General features: G+C 58.5%; 27 protein-coding genes. 20 read left to right on the top strand and 7 right to left on the bottom strand.

Annotated elements, in window-relative coordinates:
- The first annotated feature begins 9 nt into the window (after positions 1 to 9).
- The 15 genes from rplX to rplQ all read left to right on the top strand — a co-directional run bounded on the left by rplX (position 10) and on the right by rplQ (position 9,284).
- Positions 10 to 318: a 50S ribosomal protein L24 gene (rplX, locus tag RBH71_RS21745; RefSeq protein ID WP_003516133.1), complete on the top strand. Its 309-nt coding sequence runs from the start codon at positions 10 to 12 to the stop codon at positions 316 to 318.
- A complete protein-coding gene (rplE, locus tag RBH71_RS21740) occupies positions 311 to 865 on the top strand; it encodes a 50S ribosomal protein L5 (RefSeq protein ID WP_003495201.1) in 555 nt (184 codons plus the stop codon). The genes rplX and rplE overlap by 8 nt, the downstream gene beginning before the upstream one ends.
- 33 nt (positions 866 to 898) lie before the next feature.
- Positions 899 to 1,204 carry a 30S ribosomal protein S14 gene (gene rpsN / locus RBH71_RS21735; RefSeq protein ID WP_003495202.1) on the top strand — a complete coding sequence of 102 codons (306 nt, stop codon included), beginning with the start codon at positions 899 to 901 and terminating at the stop codon, positions 1,202 to 1,204.
- A gap of 12 nt (positions 1,205 to 1,216) precedes the next feature.
- The gene (rpsH, locus tag RBH71_RS21730; RefSeq protein WP_003516131.1) at positions 1,217 to 1,615 is read left to right on the top strand and encodes a 30S ribosomal protein S8; all 399 of its coding nucleotides are present in this window, start codon (positions 1,217 to 1,219) and stop codon (positions 1,613 to 1,615) included.
- Positions 1,616 to 1,658: 43 nt separating this feature from the next.
- Complete coding sequence (gene rplF / locus RBH71_RS21725) at positions 1,659 to 2,192, top strand: 50S ribosomal protein L6 (protein ID WP_003516129.1); 534 nt, start codon at positions 1,659 to 1,661, stop codon at positions 2,190 to 2,192.
- A 12-nt stretch (positions 2,193 to 2,204) separates the two neighbouring features.
- The gene (gene rplR / locus RBH71_RS21720; protein ID WP_003516127.1) at positions 2,205 to 2,567 is read left to right on the top strand and encodes a 50S ribosomal protein L18; all 363 of its coding nucleotides are present in this window, start codon (positions 2,205 to 2,207) and stop codon (positions 2,565 to 2,567) included.
- A gap of 218 nt (positions 2,568 to 2,785) precedes the next feature.
- On the top strand, positions 2,786 to 3,355 hold the full coding sequence (gene rpsE, locus RBH71_RS21715) for a 30S ribosomal protein S5 (RefSeq protein ID WP_003516126.1): 570 nt from the start codon (positions 2,786 to 2,788) through the stop codon (positions 3,353 to 3,355).
- An 11-nt stretch (positions 3,356 to 3,366) separates the two neighbouring features.
- Positions 3,367 to 3,573, top strand: a complete 207-nt coding sequence (rpmD, locus tag RBH71_RS21710; RefSeq protein WP_003495212.1) for a 50S ribosomal protein L30 — start codon at positions 3,367 to 3,369, stop codon at positions 3,571 to 3,573.
- A 16-nt stretch (positions 3,574 to 3,589) separates the two neighbouring features.
- Positions 3,590 to 4,069 carry a 50S ribosomal protein L15 gene (gene rplO, locus RBH71_RS21705; RefSeq protein ID WP_003516125.1) on the top strand — a complete coding sequence of 160 codons (480 nt, stop codon included), beginning with the start codon at positions 3,590 to 3,592 and terminating at the stop codon, positions 4,067 to 4,069.
- Positions 4,070 to 4,402: 333 nt separating this feature from the next.
- A complete protein-coding gene (secY, locus tag RBH71_RS21700) occupies positions 4,403 to 5,743 on the top strand; it encodes a preprotein translocase subunit SecY (protein WP_003516124.1) in 1,341 nt (446 codons plus the stop codon).
- Entirely contained in the window at positions 5,740 to 6,330 is a 591-nt protein-coding gene (locus RBH71_RS21695; RefSeq protein ID WP_003516123.1) for an adenylate kinase, read from the top strand. The genes secY and RBH71_RS21695 overlap by 4 nt, the downstream gene beginning before the upstream one ends.
- Before the next feature lie 307 nt (positions 6,331 to 6,637).
- Complete coding sequence (rpsM, locus tag RBH71_RS21690) at positions 6,638 to 7,006, top strand: 30S ribosomal protein S13 (protein WP_003516122.1); 369 nt, start codon at positions 6,638 to 6,640, stop codon at positions 7,004 to 7,006.
- A 138-nt stretch (positions 7,007 to 7,144) separates the two neighbouring features.
- Entirely contained in the window at positions 7,145 to 7,534 is a 390-nt protein-coding gene (gene rpsK, locus RBH71_RS21685) for a 30S ribosomal protein S11 (RefSeq protein ID WP_003495225.1), read from the top strand.
- A gap of 195 nt (positions 7,535 to 7,729) precedes the next feature.
- On the top strand, positions 7,730 to 8,740 hold the full coding sequence (locus tag RBH71_RS21680) for a DNA-directed RNA polymerase subunit alpha (RefSeq protein ID WP_003516121.1): 1,011 nt from the start codon (positions 7,730 to 7,732) through the stop codon (positions 8,738 to 8,740).
- A gap of 118 nt (positions 8,741 to 8,858) precedes the next feature.
- Positions 8,859 to 9,284, top strand: a complete 426-nt coding sequence (gene rplQ, locus RBH71_RS21675) for a 50S ribosomal protein L17 (RefSeq protein WP_003495230.1) — start codon at positions 8,859 to 8,861, stop codon at positions 9,282 to 9,284.
- 257 nt (positions 9,285 to 9,541) lie between these two features.
- Here the strand turns inward: rplQ and RBH71_RS21670 are convergent, their stop codons facing one another.
- The 4 genes from RBH71_RS21670 to RBH71_RS21655 form a co-directional block, all read right to left on the bottom strand.
- Positions 9,542 to 11,197 (bottom strand): IS66-like element IS66 family transposase, encoded by a 1,656-nt coding sequence (locus tag RBH71_RS21670; protein WP_323687488.1) that lies wholly within the window; start codon positions 11,195 to 11,197, stop codon positions 9,542 to 9,544.
- A 45-nt stretch (positions 11,198 to 11,242) separates the two neighbouring features.
- Positions 11,243 to 11,590, bottom strand: a complete 348-nt coding sequence (tnpB, locus tag RBH71_RS21665) for an IS66 family insertion sequence element accessory protein TnpB (protein WP_323687553.1) — start codon at positions 11,588 to 11,590, stop codon at positions 11,243 to 11,245.
- Entirely contained in the window at positions 11,587 to 11,994 is a 408-nt protein-coding gene (gene tnpA / locus RBH71_RS21660; RefSeq protein WP_040132299.1) for an IS66-like element accessory protein TnpA, read from the bottom strand. The genes tnpB and tnpA overlap by 4 nt, the downstream gene beginning before the upstream one ends.
- 474 nt (positions 11,995 to 12,468) lie before the next feature.
- Entirely contained in the window at positions 12,469 to 13,341 is an 873-nt protein-coding gene (locus tag RBH71_RS21655; protein WP_003516116.1) for a DUF817 domain-containing protein, read from the bottom strand.
- A 57-nt stretch (positions 13,342 to 13,398) separates the two neighbouring features.
- Here RBH71_RS21655 and RBH71_RS21650 point away from each other — a divergent pair, with 57 nt between their 5' ends.
- On the top strand, positions 13,399 to 13,827 hold the full coding sequence (locus RBH71_RS21650) for a DUF2809 domain-containing protein (protein ID WP_003516114.1): 429 nt from the start codon (positions 13,399 to 13,401) through the stop codon (positions 13,825 to 13,827).
- On the opposite strand, the gene msrQ is transcribed toward RBH71_RS21650, so the two are convergent.
- Together msrQ and msrP are read right to left on the bottom strand one after the other, a co-directional pair.
- Positions 13,781 to 14,428 carry a protein-methionine-sulfoxide reductase heme-binding subunit MsrQ gene (gene msrQ / locus RBH71_RS21645; protein WP_003516113.1) on the bottom strand — a complete coding sequence of 216 codons (648 nt, stop codon included), beginning with the start codon at positions 14,426 to 14,428 and terminating at the stop codon, positions 13,781 to 13,783. The genes RBH71_RS21650 and msrQ overlap by 47 nt on opposite strands.
- 2 nt (positions 14,429 to 14,430) lie before the next feature.
- Positions 14,431 to 15,372 carry a protein-methionine-sulfoxide reductase catalytic subunit MsrP gene (msrP, locus tag RBH71_RS21640; protein WP_003516111.1) on the bottom strand — a complete coding sequence of 314 codons (942 nt, stop codon included), beginning with the start codon at positions 15,370 to 15,372 and terminating at the stop codon, positions 14,431 to 14,433.
- Positions 15,373 to 15,684: 312 nt separating this feature from the next.
- Between msrP and ilvD the strand changes: the two genes are divergently transcribed.
- Together ilvD and RBH71_RS21630 are read left to right on the top strand one after the other, a co-directional pair.
- Complete coding sequence (gene ilvD, locus RBH71_RS21635) at positions 15,685 to 17,520, top strand: dihydroxy-acid dehydratase (protein WP_003516109.1); 1,836 nt, start codon at positions 15,685 to 15,687, stop codon at positions 17,518 to 17,520.
- Between the two features lie 264 nt (positions 17,521 to 17,784).
- Positions 17,785 to 18,786, top strand: a complete 1,002-nt coding sequence (locus tag RBH71_RS21630; protein ID WP_003516108.1) for a serine hydrolase domain-containing protein — start codon at positions 17,785 to 17,787, stop codon at positions 18,784 to 18,786.
- Between the two features lie 3 nt (positions 18,787 to 18,789).
- Here RBH71_RS21630 and RBH71_RS21625 read toward each other — a convergent pair whose 3' ends face one another.
- Positions 18,790 to 19,143 (bottom strand): lysozyme inhibitor LprI family protein, encoded by a 354-nt coding sequence (locus RBH71_RS21625; protein ID WP_003516106.1) that lies wholly within the window; start codon positions 19,141 to 19,143, stop codon positions 18,790 to 18,792.
- 174 nt (positions 19,144 to 19,317) lie between these two features.
- Here RBH71_RS21625 and RBH71_RS21620 point away from each other — a divergent pair, with 174 nt between their 5' ends.
- Both RBH71_RS21620 and RBH71_RS21615 read left to right on the top strand, forming a co-directional pair.
- Entirely contained in the window at positions 19,318 to 20,724 is a 1,407-nt protein-coding gene (locus tag RBH71_RS21620) for a DegQ family serine endoprotease (protein ID WP_003516104.1), read from the top strand.
- Complete coding sequence (locus tag RBH71_RS21615; protein ID WP_003516102.1) at positions 20,721 to 22,037, top strand: replication-associated recombination protein A; 1,317 nt, start codon at positions 20,721 to 20,723, stop codon at positions 22,035 to 22,037. Before RBH71_RS21620 ends, RBH71_RS21615 begins: the two co-directional genes overlap by 4 nt.
- The last annotated feature ends 13 nt before the right edge of the window (positions 22,038 to 22,050 follow it).

Raw genomic sequence — 22,050 nt, 5'->3', positions numbered from 1 at the left:
GCGTATGCGATGCAGAAAATTCGTAAAGGCGACAACGTTGTCGTATTGACCGGTAAGGACAAGGGCCGTACCGGCGAAGTAATCCAGGTTTTGCCGAAGGAAGATCGGGCCGTTGTGCGTGGCGTTAACATGGTGAAGCGTCACCAGCGCCAGACCCAGGCTCAGGAAGCTGGCATCATCAACAAGGAAGCGTCCTTGCACATCTCCAACATTGCCATCGTCGATAAGGATGGCAAGCCGACCCGCGTTGGCTTTACTGTTGTAGACGGCAAGAAGGTCCGCGTGGCCAAGCGTTCGGGAGAAGTGATCGATGGCTGATAAGTACGAGCCGCGTCTCAAGACGGAGTACGTTTCCCGTATCCGTGGCGCTATGCAGGAGAAGTTCTCCTACGCCAACGTGATGATGATCCCGAAGCTTGAAAAGATCGTGATCAACATGGGTGTTGGCGAGGCAACTGCCGACTCCAAGAAGCCAACCATTGCTGCCGGTGACCTGGCTGCGATTGCCGGCCAGAAGCCGGTTGTTACCCGCGCTCGCAACTCGATCGCTGGTTTCAAGGTTCGCGAAGGCATGCCGATCGGTGCGAAGGTTACCCTTCGTGGCGCCCGCATGTATGAATTCCTTGATCGCCTGGTCAACATCGCGCTGCCGCGCGTTCGCGACTTCCGGGGTCTGAACCCGAAGAGCTTTGACGGCCGTGGCAACTTCGCCATGGGCATCAAGGAACACATTGTGTTCCCTGAGATCAACTACGATAAGGTTGATCAGATGTGGGGCATGGACATCATCGTTTGCACGACGGCGACGTCGGACGACGAAGCACGGGCTCTGCTTACAGAGTTCAACTTCCCGTTCCGTCACTAACCGTAACGACGAGCGTAGAAAAGGAACTCCGATATGGCGAAAACAAGCGCAGTTGAAAAGAACAAGCGCCGCCGCAAGTCGGTCGCCCAGCAGGCCACCAAGCGGGCTGCACTGAAGGCGATCGTGATGAACCAGTCCCTTCCGATCGAAGACCGGTTCAAGGCCACTCTGAAGCTCGCTTCGCTGCCGCGTGACGGCTCGAAGACGCGTATCCGCAACCGCTGCGAAGTAACGGGCCGTCCGCGCGCGTTCTATCGCAAACTCAAGATGTCGCGTATCGCGCTTCGTGAGCTGGGCAATTCCGGCAAGGTGCCGGGCATTGTCAAGTCGAGCTGGTAAGGAGACGGGCACATGACCATGACTGATCCTTTGGGTGATATGCTCACCCGCATCCGCAATGGTGCTGCTCGCCGTAAGTCTTCGGTAAGCACGCCTGCTTCCAGCCTCCGCGCACGCGTTCTCGACGTGCTGCAGGCTGAAGGCTACATTCGCGGTTATTCCAAGGTCGATTTCGAAAACGGCAAGGCCGAATTCACGATCGAACTGAAGTACTACGAAGGCGCGTCCGTGATCCGTGAGATCGGCCGCGTTTCCAAGCCGGGCCGCCGAGTTTATGTCTCGGTTAAGTCCATTCCGCAGGTCGCGAACGGCCTCGGCATCACCATCCTTTCGACCCCGAAGGGCGTGATGGCCGATCACCAAGCTCGCGAACAGAACGTTGGTGGCGAGGTTCTTTGCTCGGTCTTCTAAGACCCGAGCACGGATCTCCATAACGAACAGACAGGATTGAACAATGTCTCGTATCGGTAAAAAGCCCGTTCAGGTTCCAGCAGGTGTTACGGCCAATGTCGACGGCCAGAAGGTCACTGCTAAGGGCCCGAAGGGTGAACTGTTTTTCGTCGCTAATGACGACATCCAGCTAAAACTCGAAGATAATGGCGTTTCCGTAACGCCGGCCAACAACACCAAGGAAGCTCGTTCCAAGTGGGGCATGTCCCGCACGATGATCGAGAACATCTTCAAGGGTGTTAAGGACGGCTACGAACGCAAGCTCGAAATCAATGGCGTCGGTTACCGTGCCGCCCTGCAGGGCAAGAACCTGCAGCTGGCTCTCGGTTTCAGCCACGATGTAGTTTACGAGCCTCCGGTCGGCATCACCATTGCCGTTCCGAAGCCGACGGAAATCATCGTTTCCGGCATCAACAAGCAGCAGGTTGGCCAGGTTGCCGCGGAAATCCGCGAATACCGTGGTCCCGAGCCCTACAAGGGCAAGGGCGTGAAGTACGCTGAAGAGCGTATCGTCCGCAAAGAAGGCAAGAAGAAGTAAGGATCACGCGAAATGGCTAGCAGGAAAGAAGCACTTGCACGTCGCGCGAGCCGTGTGCGCCGCCAGATCAAGGCGGTTGCCAATGGCCGCCCGCGCCTGTCGGTTCATCGCTCGTCGAAGAACATCTACGCTCAGATCATCGATGACGTTGCTGGCAAGACGCTTGCGTCTGCCTCCACGCTCGAAGCCGATCTGCGCGGCTCGCTCAAGACCGGCGCCGACGTTGCAGCAGCAGCTGTCGTAGGCAAGCTGGTTGCAGAGCGTGGCGTCAAGGCTGGCGTCAAGGATGTCGTATTCGACCGTGGCGCATTCATCTATCACGGCCGTATCAAGGCTGTGGCAGAAGCTGCCCGCGAAGGCGGTCTGAACTTCTGAGTGCTTGACCCTTTCGATTGTTCGCAATCGAGAGAAAGGGTCATGCACCACTCAAGATCCTGCAGCGTCCTTTGCGTGTCGGTTTCGACACGCGGCGCTGCAGTTTCCGCCCTGACAACGATCTGGGCGGAATTTCACCGGGCCATGCGGGTCTCTTCATCGAGGCCGGTGGTCTTTTCGTTTGCCGTTCCACCCGTAAAAGAAAAAGGACAAGGACAATGGCACAGGAAAAAAGAGGTTCTCGCGACGACCGCCAGAACCGTGAAGAACGCGATAGCGAATTCGTCGACAAGCTGGTCGCGATCAACCGCGTTGCAAAGGTTGTTAAGGGTGGCCGTCGCTTTGGCTTCGCCGCTCTCGTCGTCGTCGGCGACCAGAAGGGCCGCGTTGGCTTCGGTCACGGCAAGGCTCGCGAAGTTCCGGAAGCCATCCGTAAGGCAACCGAGAGCGCAAAGCGCGATCTGATCTTCGTTCCGCTGCGCGATGGCCGCACGCTGCATCACGACGTCAATGGCCGTCACGGCGCAGGCAAGGTTCTGCTGCGTTCGGCCAAGGCCGGTACCGGTATCATCGCCGGTGGTCCGATGCGCGCTGTTTTCGAAACGCTGGGCGTTCATGACGTTGTTGCCAAGTCGACCGGTTCTTCGAACCCGTACAACATGGTTCGCGCAACGTTCGACGCTCTGAAGCATCAGGTTCATCCTAAGGACATCGCTGCACAGCGTGGTCTCAAGTATGCGACCCTTCAGTCTCGTCGTGCCGCTTCCGGCAACGCTTCTGAAGAATAAGGAGCTGGATCATGGCCAAGAAGACTACTGAAGCCAAAAAGACTGTTACGGTCGAACAGATCGGCAGCCCTATCCGCCGCCCGGCAATCCAGCGTCAGACGCTGGTCGGTCTGGGTCTCAACAAGATGCACCGTCAGCGCACCCTGGAAGATACTCCTGCGGTTCGCGGCATGATCCGTGCGGTCCAGCATCTCGTTCGCGTCGTTGACGAGAAGTGAGACGGAGTAACCTATCATGAAACTCAATGAAATCAGAGACAACGAAGGCTCCACCAAGGACCGTATCCGCGTAGGTCGCGGTATCGGTTCCGGCAAGGGCAAGACCGGTGGTCGCGGTGTGAAGGGTCAGAAGGCTCGTTCGGGCGTCGCCATCAACGGTTTTGAAGGCGGTCAGATGCCAATCTACCGTCGTCTTCCGAAGCGCGGTTTCAACAACATTTTCGCTTCCGAATTTGCTGTTGTATCGCTCGGCCGCATTCAGACCGCCATCGACGCCAAGAAGCTCGACGCTTCCGCAACGATCGATGCTGCTGCTCTCAAGGCTGCTGGCGTTATCCGTCGCACCAAGGACGGCGTTCGCATTCTCGCTGACGGCGAACTGACGAGCAAGGTTGCTTTTGAAGTTGCCGGCGCTTCCAAGCCTGCACTCGAAAAGATTGAGAAGGCTGGCAGCTCTATCAAGCTTCTCGCAGTTGCAGCTGAAGCTTCCGAGTAATATATAGACTTCAGACGCCCGGGGCATAGTCGCTCCGGGCGTTTGCGCTCCCTGGCTTATGGTGCTCTCGATTTAAATCGATTTATTGTGGCATCACGGCAAACTCTTCGCGGTGCAGCTGTTATGCGCGCCACATGCGGCATAAAGTGCCGCAGGGAGAGCCTCACAGTTCTTGAACTTCCTTGAGGGAGGGGATAGGACATAAAAAAACAGGGTGAGGCATGATGGCGGCGCAACGCCGTGTTCGTCCGAAGCCCGTTTTTGAACCGGTATTTTTAGACCTTTCCGCATTGGCCGGTTTCGCTGGCCGGCAAGGGTCATTCGGAGAAATTTATGGCTTCAGCAGCGGAACAACTGGCTTCGAACCTGAATTTTTCGACCTTCGCTAAGGCGGAGGATCTGAAAAAGCGTCTCTGGTTTACTCTTGCCGCACTTCTCGTCTACCGTCTTGGTACCCACATTCCGCTTCCGGGTCTAAACCCAGAAGCCTATGCGCAGGCCTTCCGTGGCCAGGCCAACGGTATTCTCGGTCTTTTCAACATGTTTGCGGGTGGCGCAGTCGAGCGTATGGCGATCTTCGCCCTCGGCATCATGCCTTACATCTCCGCTTCGATCATCGTGCAGCTCATGACCTCGGTCGTGCCTTCGCTCGAAGCGTTGAAGAAGGAAGGCGAAGCCGGACGCAAGATCATCAACCAGTACACGCGCTACGGCACGGTACTGCTTGGCACCCTGCAGGCCTACGGCATCGCTGTCGGCCTTGAGAGCGGCAACGGCCTCGTTGTCGATCCTGGCCTGTTCTTCCGTATTTCCACCGTCATCACGCTGCTCGGCGGCACGATGTTCCTGATGTGGCTTGGCGAACAGATTACCTCGCGCGGCATCGGCAACGGTATTTCGCTCATCATCTTTGCCGGTATTGCGGCAGGTCTGCCCAAGGCGCTTGCCGGCACGCTGGAACTCGGCCGCACCGGTGCGCTGTCGACGACGCTCATCCTCATGGTCGTTATCGTGGCAATCGGCGTCATCGCGCTGATCGTTTTCGTGGAGCGCGCCCAGCGCCGTCTGCTTATACAATATCCGAAACGCCAGGTCGGCAACCGGATGTTCCAGGGCGATACCTCGCATCTGCCGCTGAAGCTCAACACGGCTGGCGTTATTCCCGCGATCTTCGCATCCTCGCTGCTGCTTCTGCCTGCGACGGCTGCCGGTTTTGCCGGAAACACCAACCTGCCGGGCTGGGCAACCTCGATCATCGCGTCGTTGCAGCATGGACAGCCGCTGTTCATGGCGCTCTACGGCCTGCTCATCGCGTTCTTTGCATTTTTCTACACGGCTATAGTCTTCAATCCGAAGGACACGGCCGATAACCTCAAGAAGCATGGCGGCTTCATTCCGGGCATTCGTCCGGGCGAGCGCACCGCGGAGTACATCGATTACGTTCTGACCCGTATCACGGTTGTCGGCGCTGTTTATCTTGTCTTCGTGTGTATCCTTCCTGAGACACTTATCGCACGTACGGGCATTCCATTAGCCCTTGGTGGTACTTCGCTTTTGATCGTTGTCAGTGTAACTCTGGACACGGTTGCGCAAATTCAGGGACACCTGATCGCGCAGCAGTATGAAGGACTGATCAAGAAGTCGAAGTTGCGTGGAGGAAAGAGGGGACGATGAGACTGATATTTTTAGGTCCGCCGGGTGCGGGCAAGGGAACCCAGGCCAAACGCCTGACTGACAAGTACGGGATCCCGCAGCTTTCCACCGGTGACATGCTTCGCGCTGCGGTTAGCGCGGGCACGGAAATAGGCAAGCGCGCCAAGGCCGTCATGGACGCCGGCGGGCTGGTTTCCGACGATATCGTCAATCAGATCGTTTCCGAACGCATCGAAGCTCCGGACTGTGCCAAGGGTTTCATTCTCGATGGCTATCCGCGCACCGTTCCGCAGGCCAAGGCGCTTGCCGAGAACATGCACAAGAAGAACGTCGCCCTCGATGCCGTCATCGAACTGAAGGTGGACGAGGAGGCGCTGATTCGCCGAATCGAAAATCGCGTTGCAGAGACCATCGCTGCCGGTGGCACGGTTCGTTCCGACGACAATCCGGAAGCCTTCCGCAAGCGGTTGACGGAGTATCGCGAGAAGACTGCGCCGCTGTCGCAATATTACAGCGAGCAGGGCGAACTTGTGACACTGGATGGCATGGCTGATGTCGATGCCGTCACTGCGGCCATCGAACGGGTTCTGGAAAAGGCCTCGGCCTGATGGTTGGAGCGGGATGGTGAAAACCGCAGGCGGTTTTCCCGGCAAATCCTGTGCTCCTGATACGGCGTATCCTTTGGATCGCAAAAGAATCTTGGCGGAGCCGGTTGCTTTTTAGCGCTGATTCCGTTAAACACCGCGCCAACTCGCGACATCCCAAGCGACTGGCGCGGATTTCCCTTAAGGGAGGGAAATCCGGGTTCGGTCGTTTTGACTTGTCACGGACATCAATTTTGAACTGGCGGTCGTGTCGGCCGCTCGAATGGAATCACCACTTGCCGGATGGCAACTGGAACCAAGGAGAAAAGACGTGGCACGTATCGCTGGCGTCAACATCCCGACTGCAAAGCGCGTTGTTATTGCGCTGACGTATATTCACGGGATTGGTCCGAAATTCGCGCAGGAAATCATGGACAAGGTCGGTCTTCCGGCTGACAAGCGCGTTCATCAGCTTACGGATGCTGAAGTTCTTCAGATCCGCGAAGCCATCGACCGCGACTATCAGGTCGAAGGCGATCTTCGTCGCGAGACCTCGATGAACATCAAGCGTCTGATGGACCTCGGCTGCTACCGCGGCCTGCGTCACCGTCGTGGGCTTCCGGTCCGCGGTCAGCGCACGCACACCAACGCCCGCACCCGTAAGGGTCCGGCGAAGGCTATCGCTGGTAAGAAGAAGTAATTTTCCGGTTCTCCGGAAAGGAGAGGCTGGTGCGGTCTGCGCCAGCCTTTCTGAGTTTGGCGTGAAGCTCGGAAACGGGTCGATCGCCGGTGTAGCCGCTGGTGTTACGGCGGTGAAGAGATCAATGAAAGGTATAAAATGGCCAAGGAAGCCGCACGCGTTCGCCGTCGCGAACGTAAAAATATCACGTCGGGCGTCGCGCATGTCAACTCGACCTTCAACAACACGATGATCACCATCACCGACGCACAGGGCAATGCTATTGCCTGGTCGTCCGCTGGTGCCAAGGGCTTCAAGGGTTCGCGCAAGTCGACCCCGTTTGCTGCCCAGATCGCTGCTGAAGATTGCGCGAAGAAGGCTCAGGAACACGGCATGAAGTCGCTTGAAGTTGAAGTTTGCGGTCCGGGTTCCGGCCGTGAATCGGCACTTCGCGCTCTGCAGGCTGCCGGTTTCATGATCACTTCCATTCGGGACGTGACGCCGATCCCGCACAACGGTTGCCGTCCGCGCAAGAAGCGCCGCGTCTGACGCGACCGTGGTTCGGAAATTCCGCCTTTCCTTCGGTCTGGCGGAATTTTCGTGTATCTGGCGTGTGCGCGTCGATTTCGATCGACGGACTTGCGCTCAAGAACCCACTGATGAACCGCGGAATTAGGTTCCTCTCAGTGTTTTCATGCTCGGTCCGTCACGATTGGATGGTGGCGGCGAACGGAAGGTTTAAAGATGATTCAGAAGAACTGGCAGGAACTTATCAAGCCGAACAAGGTCGAGTTCACCTCGTCCAGCCGCACCAAGGCAACTCTCGTTGCCGAGCCGCTGGAGCGTGGTTTCGGTCTTACTCTCGGCAACGCGCTGCGTCGCGTTCTGTTGTCTTCTCTGCGTGGTGCCGCTGTTACGGCCGTGCAGATCGACGGTGTCCTGCACGAATTCTCCTCCATCCCCGGCGTTCGGGAAGATGTGACGGATATCGTGCTCAACATCAAGGAAATCGCCATCAAGATGGATGGTGACGATTCCAAGCGCATGGTCGTGCGCAAGCAGGGTCCGGGTTCGGTAACCGCTGGTGACATCCAGACGGTTGGCGACATCGAGATCCTGAACCCCGACCACGTGATCTGCACGCTGGACGAAGGCGCTGAAATCCGCATGGAATTCACCGTCAACAACGGCAAGGGTTACGTACCGGCTGAGCGCAACCGCGCGGAAGATGCCCCAATTGGCCTCATTCCGGTGGACAGCCTGTATTCTCCGGTCAAGAAAGTGTCCTACAAGGTGGAAAACACCCGTGAAGGTCAGGTTCTCGACTATGACAAGCTGATCATGACGATCGAGACCAACGGTTCGGTTTCCGGCGAAGACGCCGTTGCCTTCGCCGCTCGCATTCTTCAGGACCAGCTCGGCGTCTTCGTCAACTTCGACGAGCCGCAGAAGGAAGCAGAAGAAGAATCGGTTACCGAACTCGCGTTCAACCCGGCGCTTCTCAAGAAGGTCGACGAGCTGGAACTGTCCGTTCGTTCGGCAAACTGCCTGAAGAACGACAACATCGTCTATATCGGCGACCTGATCCAGAAGACCGAAGCCGAAATGCTTCGCACGCCGAACTTTGGTCGCAAGTCGCTGAACGAAATCAAGGAAGTTCTCGCTTCCATGGGTCTGCACCTCGGTATGGAAGTACCGGCATGGCCGCCTGAGAACATCGAAGATCTCGCCAAGCGTTACGAAGACCAATACTAACAAACAAGAAGGCAGACCTTAAAGACTGCCTTTCCCCGTCAAACAGCAGATAAGTCATCTGCATGTGCCAGGAAACGGCAGGCCTTAGAGAAGGCACCTGCGTAGAAGGAGAATAGCAATGCGCCACGGTAATTCAGGCCGCAAGCTCAATAGAACCGCCAGCCACCGCAAGGCAATGTTTGCCAACATGGCTGCTTCGCTCATCACCCATGAGCAGATCGTCACCACCCTTCCTAAGGCGAAGGAAATCCGTCCGATCGTCGAGCGTCTCGTGACGCTTGGCAAGCGCGGCGACCTGCACGCTCGTCGTCAGGCGATCTCGCAGATCAAGGATCAGGACGCTGTTCGCAAGCTGTTCGACGCAATCGCTTCGCGTTACGCAACCCGCAACGGCGGCTACCTGCGTATCATGAAGGCTGGCTTCCGCCAGGGCGACAACGCGGCTCTCGCCGTTGTTGAATTCGTCGAGCGTGACGTTGACGCCAAGGGCGCAGCCGACAAGGCTCGCGTTGCTGCGGAAGCTGCTGCTGCCGAAGCTGCGTAAGGTCTGACGCCGTTCAGGCGTCGTGAATTAAAAAGCCGGGTGAGAGATCACCCGGCTTTTTTATTTTCCAAAAGAATAGTCATGAACGACGCAGATAGTAACCGTCAGTGCCGTCGTCACCTTCGATCAACTCGACTGTCCGATTGAGAAGCCATCTAATTCCCTTACCTTCGGCACCAAATTCAGCATTGGATGTGTTCCAAAGATCTCCAATCAAGCTATCTGAAACATCGTAAGCCTCCGGTGAAGGCCACAGGTCAGGCAGCTTGAGCGTTGACGGTCGGCGGCGTCCAATTCCACGGAAGCAACTGCTCCAGCCTGATAATCGGCGTGTCGGCGATGCGGGCAAGAACGTCGGCCAGCCACGCCTGCGGATCGATGTCGTTGAGCTTTGCCGTCATGATCAACGTGGCCATGAAGGCTGCACGATCCGCGCCGCGGTCTGATCCGGCGAAGAGCCAGGACTTCCTACCGAGTGCAAAGCCTCGCAGGGCTCGCTCCGCGGCGTTGTTCGTGAGGCAAATCCGGCCATCCTCCAGGAATGACGTGAAGCCGTCCCATCGCTTGAGCATGTAATCAATCGCCTCGGCGACCGGGGAACTGCGTGAGAGTTTTGCCCGCTCGGTTTGAAGCCAGACCTGCAGACTGTCGACGAGCGGCAGGCTTTCCTTGTGGCGATGCTCCAGGCGTTGATCGGCCGTAAGCCCGTTGATCTCCCGCTCGATATCGAACAGGCCGTCGATCCGTTTGACGGCTTCGAGCGCCATAGGCGAGATCGGCGCGGCGTTCTTTCCACGCTTGGCGTTCGCATTAATGTCTGCGAGCACGAAGAACTTGCGACGCGCGTGTGCCCAACAAAACGCCTGTCTTAGCGGATTTGGATCGCGATCGCCCTTGAACAGCGGATTGTAGCCGCCATAGGCGTCCGCCTGCAGAATACCGGTGAAGGTCTTCAGGTGGCGTTCCGGATGCTCCTGCCGTCGATCGCGCGAGGCATAGTAAATTGCGGCCGGCGGAGAGAGCCCTGCGAACGGTCGATCGTCCCGGACATAGGTCCAGATGCGGCCGGTATCGGTCTTTCCCTTGGCCAGGATCGGCACTGTCGTGTCGTCACCATGCAGGCGCTCAGCGGCAAGAACATGCGCTTCGATCAGAGAATGAAGTGGCTTCAACGTCGCGGCACATGCTCCGACCTGATCGGCCAGCGTTGACAAGCTGATGTCGACGCCCTCGCGGGCATAGCGTTCGCTCTGGCGATTGAGCGGCTGGTGCTGGGCGAACTTCTCGAACAGGATCATCGCCAGCAGGTTTGGCCCGGCAAAGCCGCGTGGCGTTACATGGAAGGGTGCTGGTGGCTGCGTGATCTTCTCGCACTCGCGACAGGTAAACTTCTCCCGTACCGTCTGGATGACCTTCCACTGGCGCGGGATGACCTCCAGGGTCTCGGTGATGTCCTCGCCAAGCTTCGACAATTTGGCGGAGCCGCAGCAGGCGCAATTGGCGGGAGCGGCGATGACGATGCGCTCACGCGGCAGGTGTTCAGGAAAGGGCTTACGTGACGGACGCCTGCGCTCGAAGGCTTTGACGGTTGACGCTTTGGCGGCGATTTCCGCGACCAATTCATCTTCACCGGCGTCTGCTTCGAGCTCCTCGAGCTGCAGTTCCATCTGCTCAAGGAGCCGCGCCTTGCGCTCGGACCGGGTGCCGTAGAGTTCACGTCGAACCTTGTCGATCTCCAGCTTCAGCCGTGCGATCAGCGCCTCGGAATGCGATACGAGTGCCTTTGCACTGGCGGCTTCAGCCTTGGCGGTCGCCGCTTCTGCTTCGGCTGCGACACGGCGAGCACGTTCCTGGGCCAGCAGTGCAAGCGCACTGGCAAGGTCGTCCGGAAGCTCTTCGGTCGCATTGCTCATGACAGGATGGAATCATATTCGAGCCTGTCATTCCAGTGTTTTTGCTTATCCGGCCGACGTCGGCCGCCAGGTCTTTTGTGGCATCCGCCAGTCGATGCCCTCCAGCAGATAACCGAGCTGCGCAGGCGTGATCACCACCGAGCCATCGGCCGCTGATGGCCAGATGAACCGGCCACGCTCCAGCTTCTTCGTGAACAGGCAAGCTCCCTGGCCGTCATGCCAGATCACCTTGATCAGGCCACCACCCCGGCCGCGGAATACGAACAGGTGCCCACACATCGGGTCACGCTTCAGCGCCTCCTGCACCATCAACGACAGACCGGGGAAGCCCTTGCGCATGTCCGTATAGCCCGTGGCCAGCCAGACCTTCACGCCAACAGGAACCGGGATCATCGCAGACCCAATACGCAATCGAGAATCCGGCCAAGCGCGTCCGTGTCGATGTCGCTTTCCACGCGGACGCGTCGGCCCCGACCTAGTTCGATTGTTACATCACTGCGCTTCCGACGAGGATGGAATTTGGTGGGTGGTTCCGGCTGAGCGGGGGAGACTGTCGAAGCGGCCTCGGACACGATTACCGGCACCAAAGCCGCAGTGTCAGATCTTGGCTCCTCGATCCGACAAAGCTCTTTGCGCCAACGGAACAACTGGCTGACATGGATGCCGGCCGCGCGGGCAATCTCCGAGATGACCGCGTCTGGCTCAAAGCACGCAGCGACGAGCCGCTCTTTATCTTCGCGTGACCAACGCCGACGGCGCTCCACAGACGTGATCACCTCAATTGGATGCTTCGCCATATGACTACTCCTAGTGTTACCACTAGGACTGGCAGTCAGCAGGCCGTCATCGCAAGACGGCCTTCACCGTGGGCTTACGAAACATCAGAGCGCAACAGGGATGCAAGGAATGTATTGAGCTCGTTTCGCTCCTTTTTGGTTAAGTGATACAAACCTAAAAGTAAGACGCCATCCAAGCTTTCGAACATTTCGAAGTCTTGGATCATATAGCCTGTAAATTTCAGGAATACGGGTGCGGGTGTAATGGTCTTTTTCACAATATCGGCGTTCCGAGGGTAAGCTGTATCAACATAGAAGCCATTAGGGCGGCTGGCGTCGTGAAAAATAAATACGCCAATTTCGTAATTTTCGCTTGTCTTGTATATCGCTCGATAGATTTTTGGCAGGATTTACTTAATGATATCTAAGTTATTACTCTCTATCGGCTCGATGTCCTGCAATCTTATTTTTTAACGATGCTTGGAAACGCTCGCTTCACTCCGGAACGTGTATACGGGCCTTGATGTGCTTGAGTTGCGCGACAATCGTAAACGTCATGATGACCAGCAGCGACCACGAACTCCACTTGCCGATATGCACCACGGACCAGGCGCCGATCTGATCGGGATATTTCCAGATACCGAAGAATGTGGAGATGTTTTCCGCCAGCCAGACGAAAAACCCTATCAGGACGAAGGAGAGAAGCAGCGGCATCTTTCGATCCCGATCATAGGGACGGTAGACCACTGTTGCGCGGGAATAGAGGCCGATGGCGCAGGCGGCGATGTACCAGCGGTAGTCACCGATAAAGTGGTGGGTGAAGAAGTTGGCGTAGATGGCGATGCCGATCAGCGTTGCCATCCAATAGGTGGGATAATTGCGAATGCGCACATCCAGCAGGCGCCACGCCTGGATGATGTAGCTGCCGACGGCGGCGTACATGAAGCCGGAAAAGAGCGGCACGCCGAGGACCTTGCTATAGGCGAAGTCGGGGTAGGACCAGGACTGGATAGCGCTTGACGTCTTGAACACCTCAAGCGCGAAGCCGACGATATGGAACAGCAGGATGGCCTTGGCCTCGTCAAGCGTTTCCAGCCTGCTCCAGATCATGAAGAACTGGATGCCGAGCGCGACGATCAGCAGCACGTCATAACGCGGAATGCCAAATACCCCACCATGCGGCACTACGAAGATGGAAATGAAGAACAATCCCGCAAACAGGCAGGCACGGGCTTCCTTGATACCGAAATAGAGAAATTCGATGACAAAGCGCCTGATGCCCTTGAGTTCGCCCCAAGGATAGGTATCGCACAGAAGATTGTCCAAAACCGAGAGGCGGGTTGCGGCTGGGCCTGTTGCTATGCTCATGTTCGCGCCTCGATTTGTATCCGTTAAATTTTCATACGAAAACCGGAAGGAACTCGCATGGGTCCGTCACGCCTTTCCCCGCCTTATTTTGCCCGCATCCGGCTTTTGGCGGCGGCCATGATTGTGATCATTGGCGGTCTTTGCTTGCGGGCGTTCGGCTACGAGGTGGGATTGCCGTTCGTGGCGGTAAAATATGGCGGATCCGTGCTCTGGGGGGCGATGGTCTATCTGCTGCTGGCGGCCATCCTTCCGTCCCGCTGGTACGGTTACGAGGTTCACATCGCCGTCATCGCCGTCGTCGTCGTGGAATTGATTCGGCTCGTTCATTTCCCGGCGCTGGACGCGTTTCGCGCAACGGCGGCCGGAGCTTTGCTGCTCGGCCGCGTTTTCTCGGTGTGGAATATCGTTTGCTATATCGGCGGGATCGCGGTGGCGTCCTTTACGTCCGGACGGGGCTTGCGCGCCTTGCCCTCTTCGCCGCCATGATCGAGGGCCGCACCAGCCGATACCCGAGCAACACCACCATCGTACTGATATAAAACACCGGCTCGAGCGTGATCGATTTTCGCGCCAACACGAAATGCAGTACGCCGACGATGAGCACGAGATAGACGAGCTTGTGCAGCGTGTTCCAGCGGCTGCCGAGCTTGCGGATCGACCAGCGGTTGGAGGTGAGCGCGAGCGGCAGCAGCATGACGAGCCCCGCCATGCCGAACATGATATAGGGCCGCTTGAGAATATCAGCGGCGATGGAGCTGAAGACCAGGCCGCGGTCCAGAACCAGATAGACGCTGAAATGTGCCAGCACGTAATAGAAGGCGATCAGTCCCAACGCCCGGCGATAGGCGATGAGGTTTATGTTGAAGAGATCGCGCAGCGGCGTCACCAGCAAGCCGAGGCATAGAAAGCGCAGTGCCCAGATGCCGAGCAGGTGCTCGAAATCCTTGACTGGGTTGAAGCCGAGGCCGCCGGTTGCGGCGAGGTAAAAATACCAGAGGCCGGGACAGAGGCCGATGACATAAAGCGACCAGATGGCTGCCGGCTGGTAACGCTTCGGCAGTGAGGGAAGCGAAAAGGCGAGGGCCATGATCAGTAATTCGCCTTTAGGTCGAGGCCGGTATAGAGGCTTGCCACCTCGTCATAGCCGTTGAACATCAGGGTAGGGCGGTTCTGGGTGCCAAAAAAGCCGCCTTCGCCGATGCGCTGTTCCGTTGCCTGGCTCCAGCGCGGATGGTCCACATGCGGATTGACGTTGGAATAGAAACCGTATTCGCGGGCGTTGGAGTTTTTCCACGTCGTGTCCGGCTGTTTCTCGACAAGCGAAATACGTACGATGGATTTGATGCCCTTGAAGCCGTATTTCCAGGGAACGACGAGGCGAATGGGCGCGCCATTCTGGTTCGGCAGGGTTTCGCCGTATAGTCCAACGGCAAGAATGGTGAGAGGATGGCGGGCCTCATCTAGGCGCAGACCCTCGACATAGGGCCAGGACAGAGGCTGGAACAGGCCGCTCTGGCCCGGCATTTCCTCCGGCCGCACCACGGTTTCGAAGGACACGTATTTCGCGCTGCCGAGTGGCTCCACCTTGTCGAGAAGCGCGGCGAGAGGGAAACCGATCCACGGAATGACCATCGACCAGCCCTCGACGCAGCGCATGCGATAGGTGCGCTCCTCTAGCTGATATTTCATCAGCTCTTCGATGCCGAATTCCTGCGGTTTGGAGACAAGGCCATCCACCTTCACCGTCCATGGGGTGGGCTTGAACTTGCCGGAATTTTCCTTCGGGTCGGATTTGCCCACTCCGAACTCATAGAAATTATTGTAGCTGGTGACGGCATCGAGCGGGGTGAGCTTCTCGTCCAGCTTGTAGGCGCCTGCTTTGGCAGCAAGCGGAGTGGCGACAGCCTCGCGGCCGGAAAGCCCGATTGCCGCAAGCCCCGCCGCCGTGCCCAGGAAGCCACGTCTCGAGAGGTAGATATTCTTCGGCGTGATTTCTCGTGCCGGGATGAGGGGCGGACGATAGGCGGGCATTTCAACCTCCACAAAAGCCGGTTGCATCGGCGATAAATCGATTATGATAGGCTATACGGCCGCTGCACAGATATGTTTCAGCACTCTGCGCAAAAACAGCGGCCGGGCGGCAAAAATCGCGCATTTGTGATGACAGGCGGCGCGAATTGCAACATTCAAACCGGGCGTACCGTACCGAACCGTACTGTTTTGCCCGAAGGTGACAGTGACAGGGCTTACGGTTTGCGCTAAAAAAACCGCAAAATAGGGCGAGGGCATTTTGACCGCGGTGCGGGAATGCGCTCTTTTGCCCAAGAGATCGAGGAAAACACCATGCCAGTCTATCGCTCCAGAACGACAACCCACGGCCGCAACATGGCGGGCGCGCGCGGCCTATGGCGCGCCACCGGCATGAAGGACAGCGATTTCGGCAAGCCCATCATCGCGGTGGTCAATTCCTTCACGCAGTTTGTGCCGGGCCATGTGCATCTGAAGGATCTCGGCCAGCTCGTTGCGCGTGAAATCGAAGCGGCCGGCGGCGTCGCCAAGGAATTCAACACCATCGCTGTCGATGACGGCATCGCCATGGGCCATGACGGCATGCTTTATTCGCTGCCGTCGCGCGAAATCATCGCTGACTCGGTCGAATACATGGTCAATGCCCATTGCGCCGACGCGATGGTTTGCATCTCCAACTGCGACAAGATCACCCCCGGCATGCTGAATGCGGCGATGCGCCTCAACATTCCCGCCGTATTCGTTTCCGGTGGTCCGATGGAAGCGGGCAAGGTCGTTCTGCATGGCAAGACGGTCGCGCTCGATCTGGTTGACGCCATGGTCGCAGCTGCCGATGACAAGATTTCCGATGAGGACGTCAAGATCATCGAGCGTTCCGCTTGCCCGACCTGCGGTTCCTGTTCCGGTATGTTCACTGCCAATTCCATGAACTGTCTGACCGAGGCGCTCGGCCTGTCATTGCCCGGCAACGGTTCGACGCTTGCCACCCATTCGGACCGTAAACGCCTGTTCGTCGAGGCCGGTCACCTGATCGTCGATCTGGCGCGCCGTTATTACGAGCAGGACGACGAGACCGTGCTGCCGCGCGCCATTGCCAACAAGGCTGCGTTTGAAAACGCCATGTCGCTGGATATCGCCATGGGCGGTTCCACCAACACGGTGCTGCATATTCTGGCGGCAGCGCATGAGGGCGGTGTCGATTTCGGCATGGAAGACATCGACCGTCTTTCCCGCAAGGTTCCCTGCCTTTCCAAGGTCGCGCCTGCCAAGCAGGACGTGCACATGGAAGACGTTCACCGCGCCGGCGGCATCATGCGCATTCTCGGCGAGCTGGATCGCGGCGGTCTCCTCAATCGCGATACCTACACGGTGCACGAGGCGACGCTGGGCGACGCCATCGACCGTTGGGACATCACCCGCACCAACAGCGAAACCGTGCGGCAGTTCTTCAAGGCTGCCCCCGGCGGCGTTCCGACGCAGGTGGCCTTCAGCCAGTCGTCGCGCTGGGACGATCTGGATACGGACGGTGAGAACGGCGTTATCCGCTCGGTTGAAAAGCCTTTCTCCAAGGATGGCGGTCTGGCCGTGCTTTATGGCAACATCGCTCTTGATGGCTGCATCGTGAAGACGGCGGGTGTCGACGAATCCATCCTGAAATTCAGCGGTCCGGCGGTTGTTTACGAAAGCCAGGACGCGGCGGTGAAGGGTATTCTTTCCAACGAGGTCAAGGCAGGTGATGTCGTCGTCATTCGTTACGAAGGACCGAAGGGCGGCCCCGGAATGCAGGAAATGCTCTATCCGACCAGCTACCTCAAGTCCAAGGGCCTCGGCAAAGCCTGCGCGCTTATCACCGACGGACGTTTTTCGGGCGGCACATCCGGCCTGTCCATCGGCCATGCCTCGCCGGAAGCGGCGCAGGGCGGCGCTATCGGCCTCGTGCGTCAGGGCGACTTGATCGAGATCGATATTCCCAACCGCACGATCAACCTCAAAGTTACGGATGCGGAACTGGCAGCCCGCCGCGCCGAGCAGGATCAGCTCGGCTGGAAGCCTGCGGAGTTCCGCAAGCGCAACGTCACGACAGCGCTGAAGGCCTATGCGGCTTTTGCGTCCAGTGCCGACAAGGGTGCTGTTCGGATTTTGCCGGAGTAATCTGGCGGGCAGGGTCCTACATTGCAGGCAGCCTGAGCCGCTCTTCTGAGCGGCTTTTTCTTGTTCTGACCCAGATTACGCGCGTCGTTAAGAAACAGATTCAATTGCCTCAGAGCTTGATTCTCCAAGCTCGCGCAACACGCTGTTTCTGCACCGCAAATTCTAAACCATCCGGCCGTCCACCCTCCATGCCAGCAGTCACATTGGAGTGATGTTCCGTCACTTGCCCTTTTCCAACGCGCCGCGATGCCTAACTTCAGCACCATGAAAAGACGAACCGCACTCGGCCTTATCGCATCTTTGCCTTTCGCCCGCCTTGCCCACGGGCAAACACCCGGCAACGGCGCCCGCTTCAGTCCATTGCTCAACGAGGCGGATGGGCTTTCGAGCCTGAAAGCCGTCATCGTCAGTATTGACGGCGAGGAGGTGGCCAGCCGTGCCTATCACGGCGCCAGCCTTATGGGTTCCACCAACATCAAGTCGGCCTCGAAATCTGTGATTTCCGCGCTGGTAGGCATGGCGATCGACCGCAAGATATTGGCCGGGGCGGATCAGCCGATTGCCACGATCCTGCGCAGCGATTTTCCGCCGAACCCCGATGCGCGTCTGGAAAGGGTGACCATCGGCAACCTGCTTTCCATGCAGTCCGGTCTGGAACGAATGTCCGGCCCGAACTACGGCCGCTGGGTCGCCAGCCGCAACTGGGTGCGAATGGCGCTGGGGTCGGGTTTTGCCGGAGAGCCGGGCGGTGGCATGCTTTACTCCACCGGTTCCACGCATCTGCTTTCGGCGATTTTGACCAAGGCATCCGGCCGTTCGACGCTGTCGCTGGCGCGCGACTGGTTCCGGCCGCTGGAGGGCTTCTCAATCGGCGGCTGGGAGCGCGATCCGCAGGGCATCTATCTCGGCGGCAACCAGATGGCGATGACGGCGCGGTCGCTGCTGGCTTTCGGCGAGCTTTACCGGCTGGGCGGGGTAACGCCAGGCGGCGAGCGTTTGATTTCGCAGAGCTGGATCGATCAATCCTGGCAACAACGCACCAATTCCGTCTTCAACGGCGATGGTTACGGCTATTGCTGGTTCATCAAGGAGATGGCGGGCGAGACGGTTTATTATGCCTGGGGCTATGGCGGGCAGATGCTCTATATCGTCCCCGCCAAACGGCTCTCGGTGGTTATGACGTCCCGTGAGGATGCGCCTTCGGCGAGAACCGGTTATCGCGACCAATTGCATGGGCTGATGGAGAATATCATTCGCGTTGCGTGAAAATCAGAGCGGTCTGTTTATGCTCTGGAAAGCTTCCCCGAGCCGCTTCATGCGCTCCTCATAGGCACTTGTGATGCAGGCGACATCCGCGTTGCATTCCTGGCGCTTTTTCAACCATTGGCTCTGTTCTTCGCGCAAGGTGTCGCGTGCGCCCATCGCCATCAGTTGTGTCAGGATGTCGAAGGTGGTGACCATCTTCACGTCCTGGTCGTTGAGGGCGCGGTTGTCGCAGATCGCCTTTTCATCCGCGGCCAGATCAGGCTTCGTGCAATCGAAGCTGGCGGCGTTGGCGGGCGAACCCAGTGAAGCGCAGGCGAAGAGGATGCCGGAGGCAAGGATTGTCTGTTTCATGTGCATGGGTCGTCTCATTTTGAGGACAGGCTCGTGTGGGGGAAACCGAAATGGGGTGCTGTTGGTTCCACCAGCACAAGCCGGTCATCGCATGAAAAAGATCGGCCATCATCTTGCCGCGCTTTGCTTTATAGGCTTTCACGTTATAACTCCATCATACTGATGAGGATGAGGAATCACATGCAGAGCGTGCTGAAGTATCTGTCCACCGGCTTTCTTGCGGCGCTGCTTCTCGTTCCGGTCGGAGCGCAGGCGCAGGACAACAAGACCGTGCCCGCAAGCCACACGGAAATGCAGCTTTCCTTCGCGCCGCTGGTCAAGCGTACCGCAGGCGCTGTGGTGAATGTCTATGCCGAACGCATCGTGCAGCGGCGCTCGTCGCCCTTTGCCGGCGACCCGTTCTTCGAACAGTTCTTCGGCCAGCAGATGCCGAACCGCACGGAGAAACAGTCCTCGCTCGGATCGGGTGTGATCGTAACCGCCGGCGGCCTCGTGGTGACCAATAATCACGTCATCGATGGCGCCGACGACATCAAGGTGGCGCTGGCGGATGGGCGTGAATTCTCCTCCAAGGTGCTGCTGAAGGACGACCGGGTCGATCTTGCCATTCTGCAGATCGACGCGAAGGAACAGTTTCCGGTGCTTTCGCTTGGCAATTCGGATGCCATTGAAGTCGGCGATCTCGTGCTTGCCATCGGCAACCCCTTCGGTGTCGGCCAGACGGTAACAAGCGGCATCGTCTCGGGGCTGGCGCGCAACCAGGTGACGCAGGGCGATTTCGGCTTCTTCATCCAGACCGACGCCTCCATCAACCCCGGCAATTCCGGCGGCGCGCTGATGAACATGGCGGGTGAGTTGATCGGCATCAATACTGCCATCTTCTCCAAGGGCGGCGGGTCGAACGGCATCGGTTTTGCCATTCCCGCCAATCTGGTCCGCGTTTTCGTTGCCGCCGCCGAGCGTGGCGACGCGAACTTCCAGCGGCCCTATATCGGCGCGACCTTCGATCCCGTCACCTCCGATGTCGCCGAGGCGCTTGGCCTGCACCGCGCGCGCGGTGCGCTCGTTGTCAGCGTCGTCAAGGGCGGCCCGGCGGAGAAAGCTGGCATCGAGCCGGGGCAGGTCGTAACGGCGGTCAACGGTTTGGAGGTGGAGCATCCCGATGCACTCGGTTATCGCCTCACGACGGCTGGCATCGGCAAGTCCGCCGAATTGACGCTGGTGGAGAAGGGTAAAGAGAAGAAGGTGACCATTGCGCTCGACACGGCGCCGGAAACCGCGCCGCGTGACGAACGGCTGCTGGAGGGACGCAATCCCTTGGCGGGCGCGACTGTCGCCAATCTCTCGCCGAAGCTTGCAGATGAACTGCGCATGCCTTCGCAGGTGACCGGCGTCGTCGTCACCGATGTGAAGCGCGGTTCGCCGGCCTATCGGGTCGGTTTCCAGCCGAAGGATGTCATCCTGTCGCTAAACGGCTCGGATATCGGCTCCACGGCTGCGGTCGAAAAGGCGCTGGATGACAATCCCGGCTTCTGGCGGGTGGAAATCCTGCGTGACGGTCAACGCATCCGGCAGTTCCTGCGATGAGCGATGACCTCTTTGCCCCACAGGTGCCTGTCGAGGTCGCCAACCGGCGGCCTCTTGCCGACCGCCTGCGTCCGAAGACGCTGGCGGAGGTGACCGGGCAGCCGTATCTGACGGGTGAAGAGGGCGTGCTACGCCGTATGATCGATAGCGGCTCACTCGGATCGATGATCTTCTGGGGACCGCCCGGTACCGGCAAGACGACGGTCGCCCGTCTGCTTTCGGGCGAGGCCGGGCTGGCTTTCGAGCAGATTTCGGCGATTTTTTCCGGTGTTGCCGATCTCAAGAAGGTTTTCGAGGCAGCACGCACACGCCGGATGAACGGCCGGCAGACGCTGCTTTTTGTTGACGAGATCCATCGTTTCAACCGTGCCCAGCAGGACAGCTTCCTGCCGGTCATGGAAGACGGCACCATCATTCTTGTGGGTGCAACCACCGAAAACCCGTCCTTTGAACTGAATGCCGCTCTTTTGTCGCGGGCGCGTGTCCTCACGTTCGGTTCGCATGACGAAGAGAGCCTGGGCGAGCTTTTGAAGCGCGCCGAAGAGGCGGAGGGCAAGCCTCTGCCGCTGACCGAGGAGGCGCGTGTCAGCCTGATCCGGATGGCCGATGGCGATGGCCGCGCCGTGCTGACGCTTGCCGAAGAGGTCTGGCGTGCGGCGCGCAAGGACGAGACTTTCGATACCGAAGGGCTGACGCGCATCGTGCAGCGGCGCGCGCCGGTTTACGACAAGGGACAGGACGGCCACTACAATCTGATTTCCGCGCTGCATAAATCGGTGCGCGGTTCGGACCCGGATGCGGCGCTTTATTATCTCTGCCGCATGTTCGATGCCGGCGAAGACCCGCTCTTTATCGGGAGGCGGCTGGTGCGCATGGCGGTGGAGGATATCGGCCTTGCCGATCCGCAGGCGCTTGCCGTCTGCAATGCCGCCAAGGACGCCTATGATTATCTGGGGTCACCGGAAGGCGAACTGGCGCTGGCGCAGGCCTGCGTCTATCTCGCCACCGCGCCGAAATCGAATGCCGTTTATACAGCCTTCAAATCGGCGATGCGGGCGGCCAAGGAAAACGGCTCGCTGGTACCGCCAAAACATATTCTGAACGCGCCCACAAAGCTGATGAAGGGCGAGGGTTACGGTGACGGTTACCGTTACGACCATGACGAGCCGGATGCCTTTTCGGGACAGGACTATTTTCCGGAAAAAATGGGGCGCAAGACGTTTTACGATCCGCCCGACAGGGGTTTCGAGCGGGACATCCGCAAGCGTCTCGACTGGTGGGCGAAGCTGCGCCGCGAGCGCGGTTCGCGTTAAAAAGCTTTCTTCA

The organism is Rhizobium sp. AN68, from assembly GCF_030758035.1.
Classification (GTDB): Bacteria; Pseudomonadota; Alphaproteobacteria; order Rhizobiales; family Rhizobiaceae; genus Agrobacterium; species Agrobacterium tumefaciens.
This window is presented reverse-complemented; position numbering and strand designations above follow the sequence as displayed.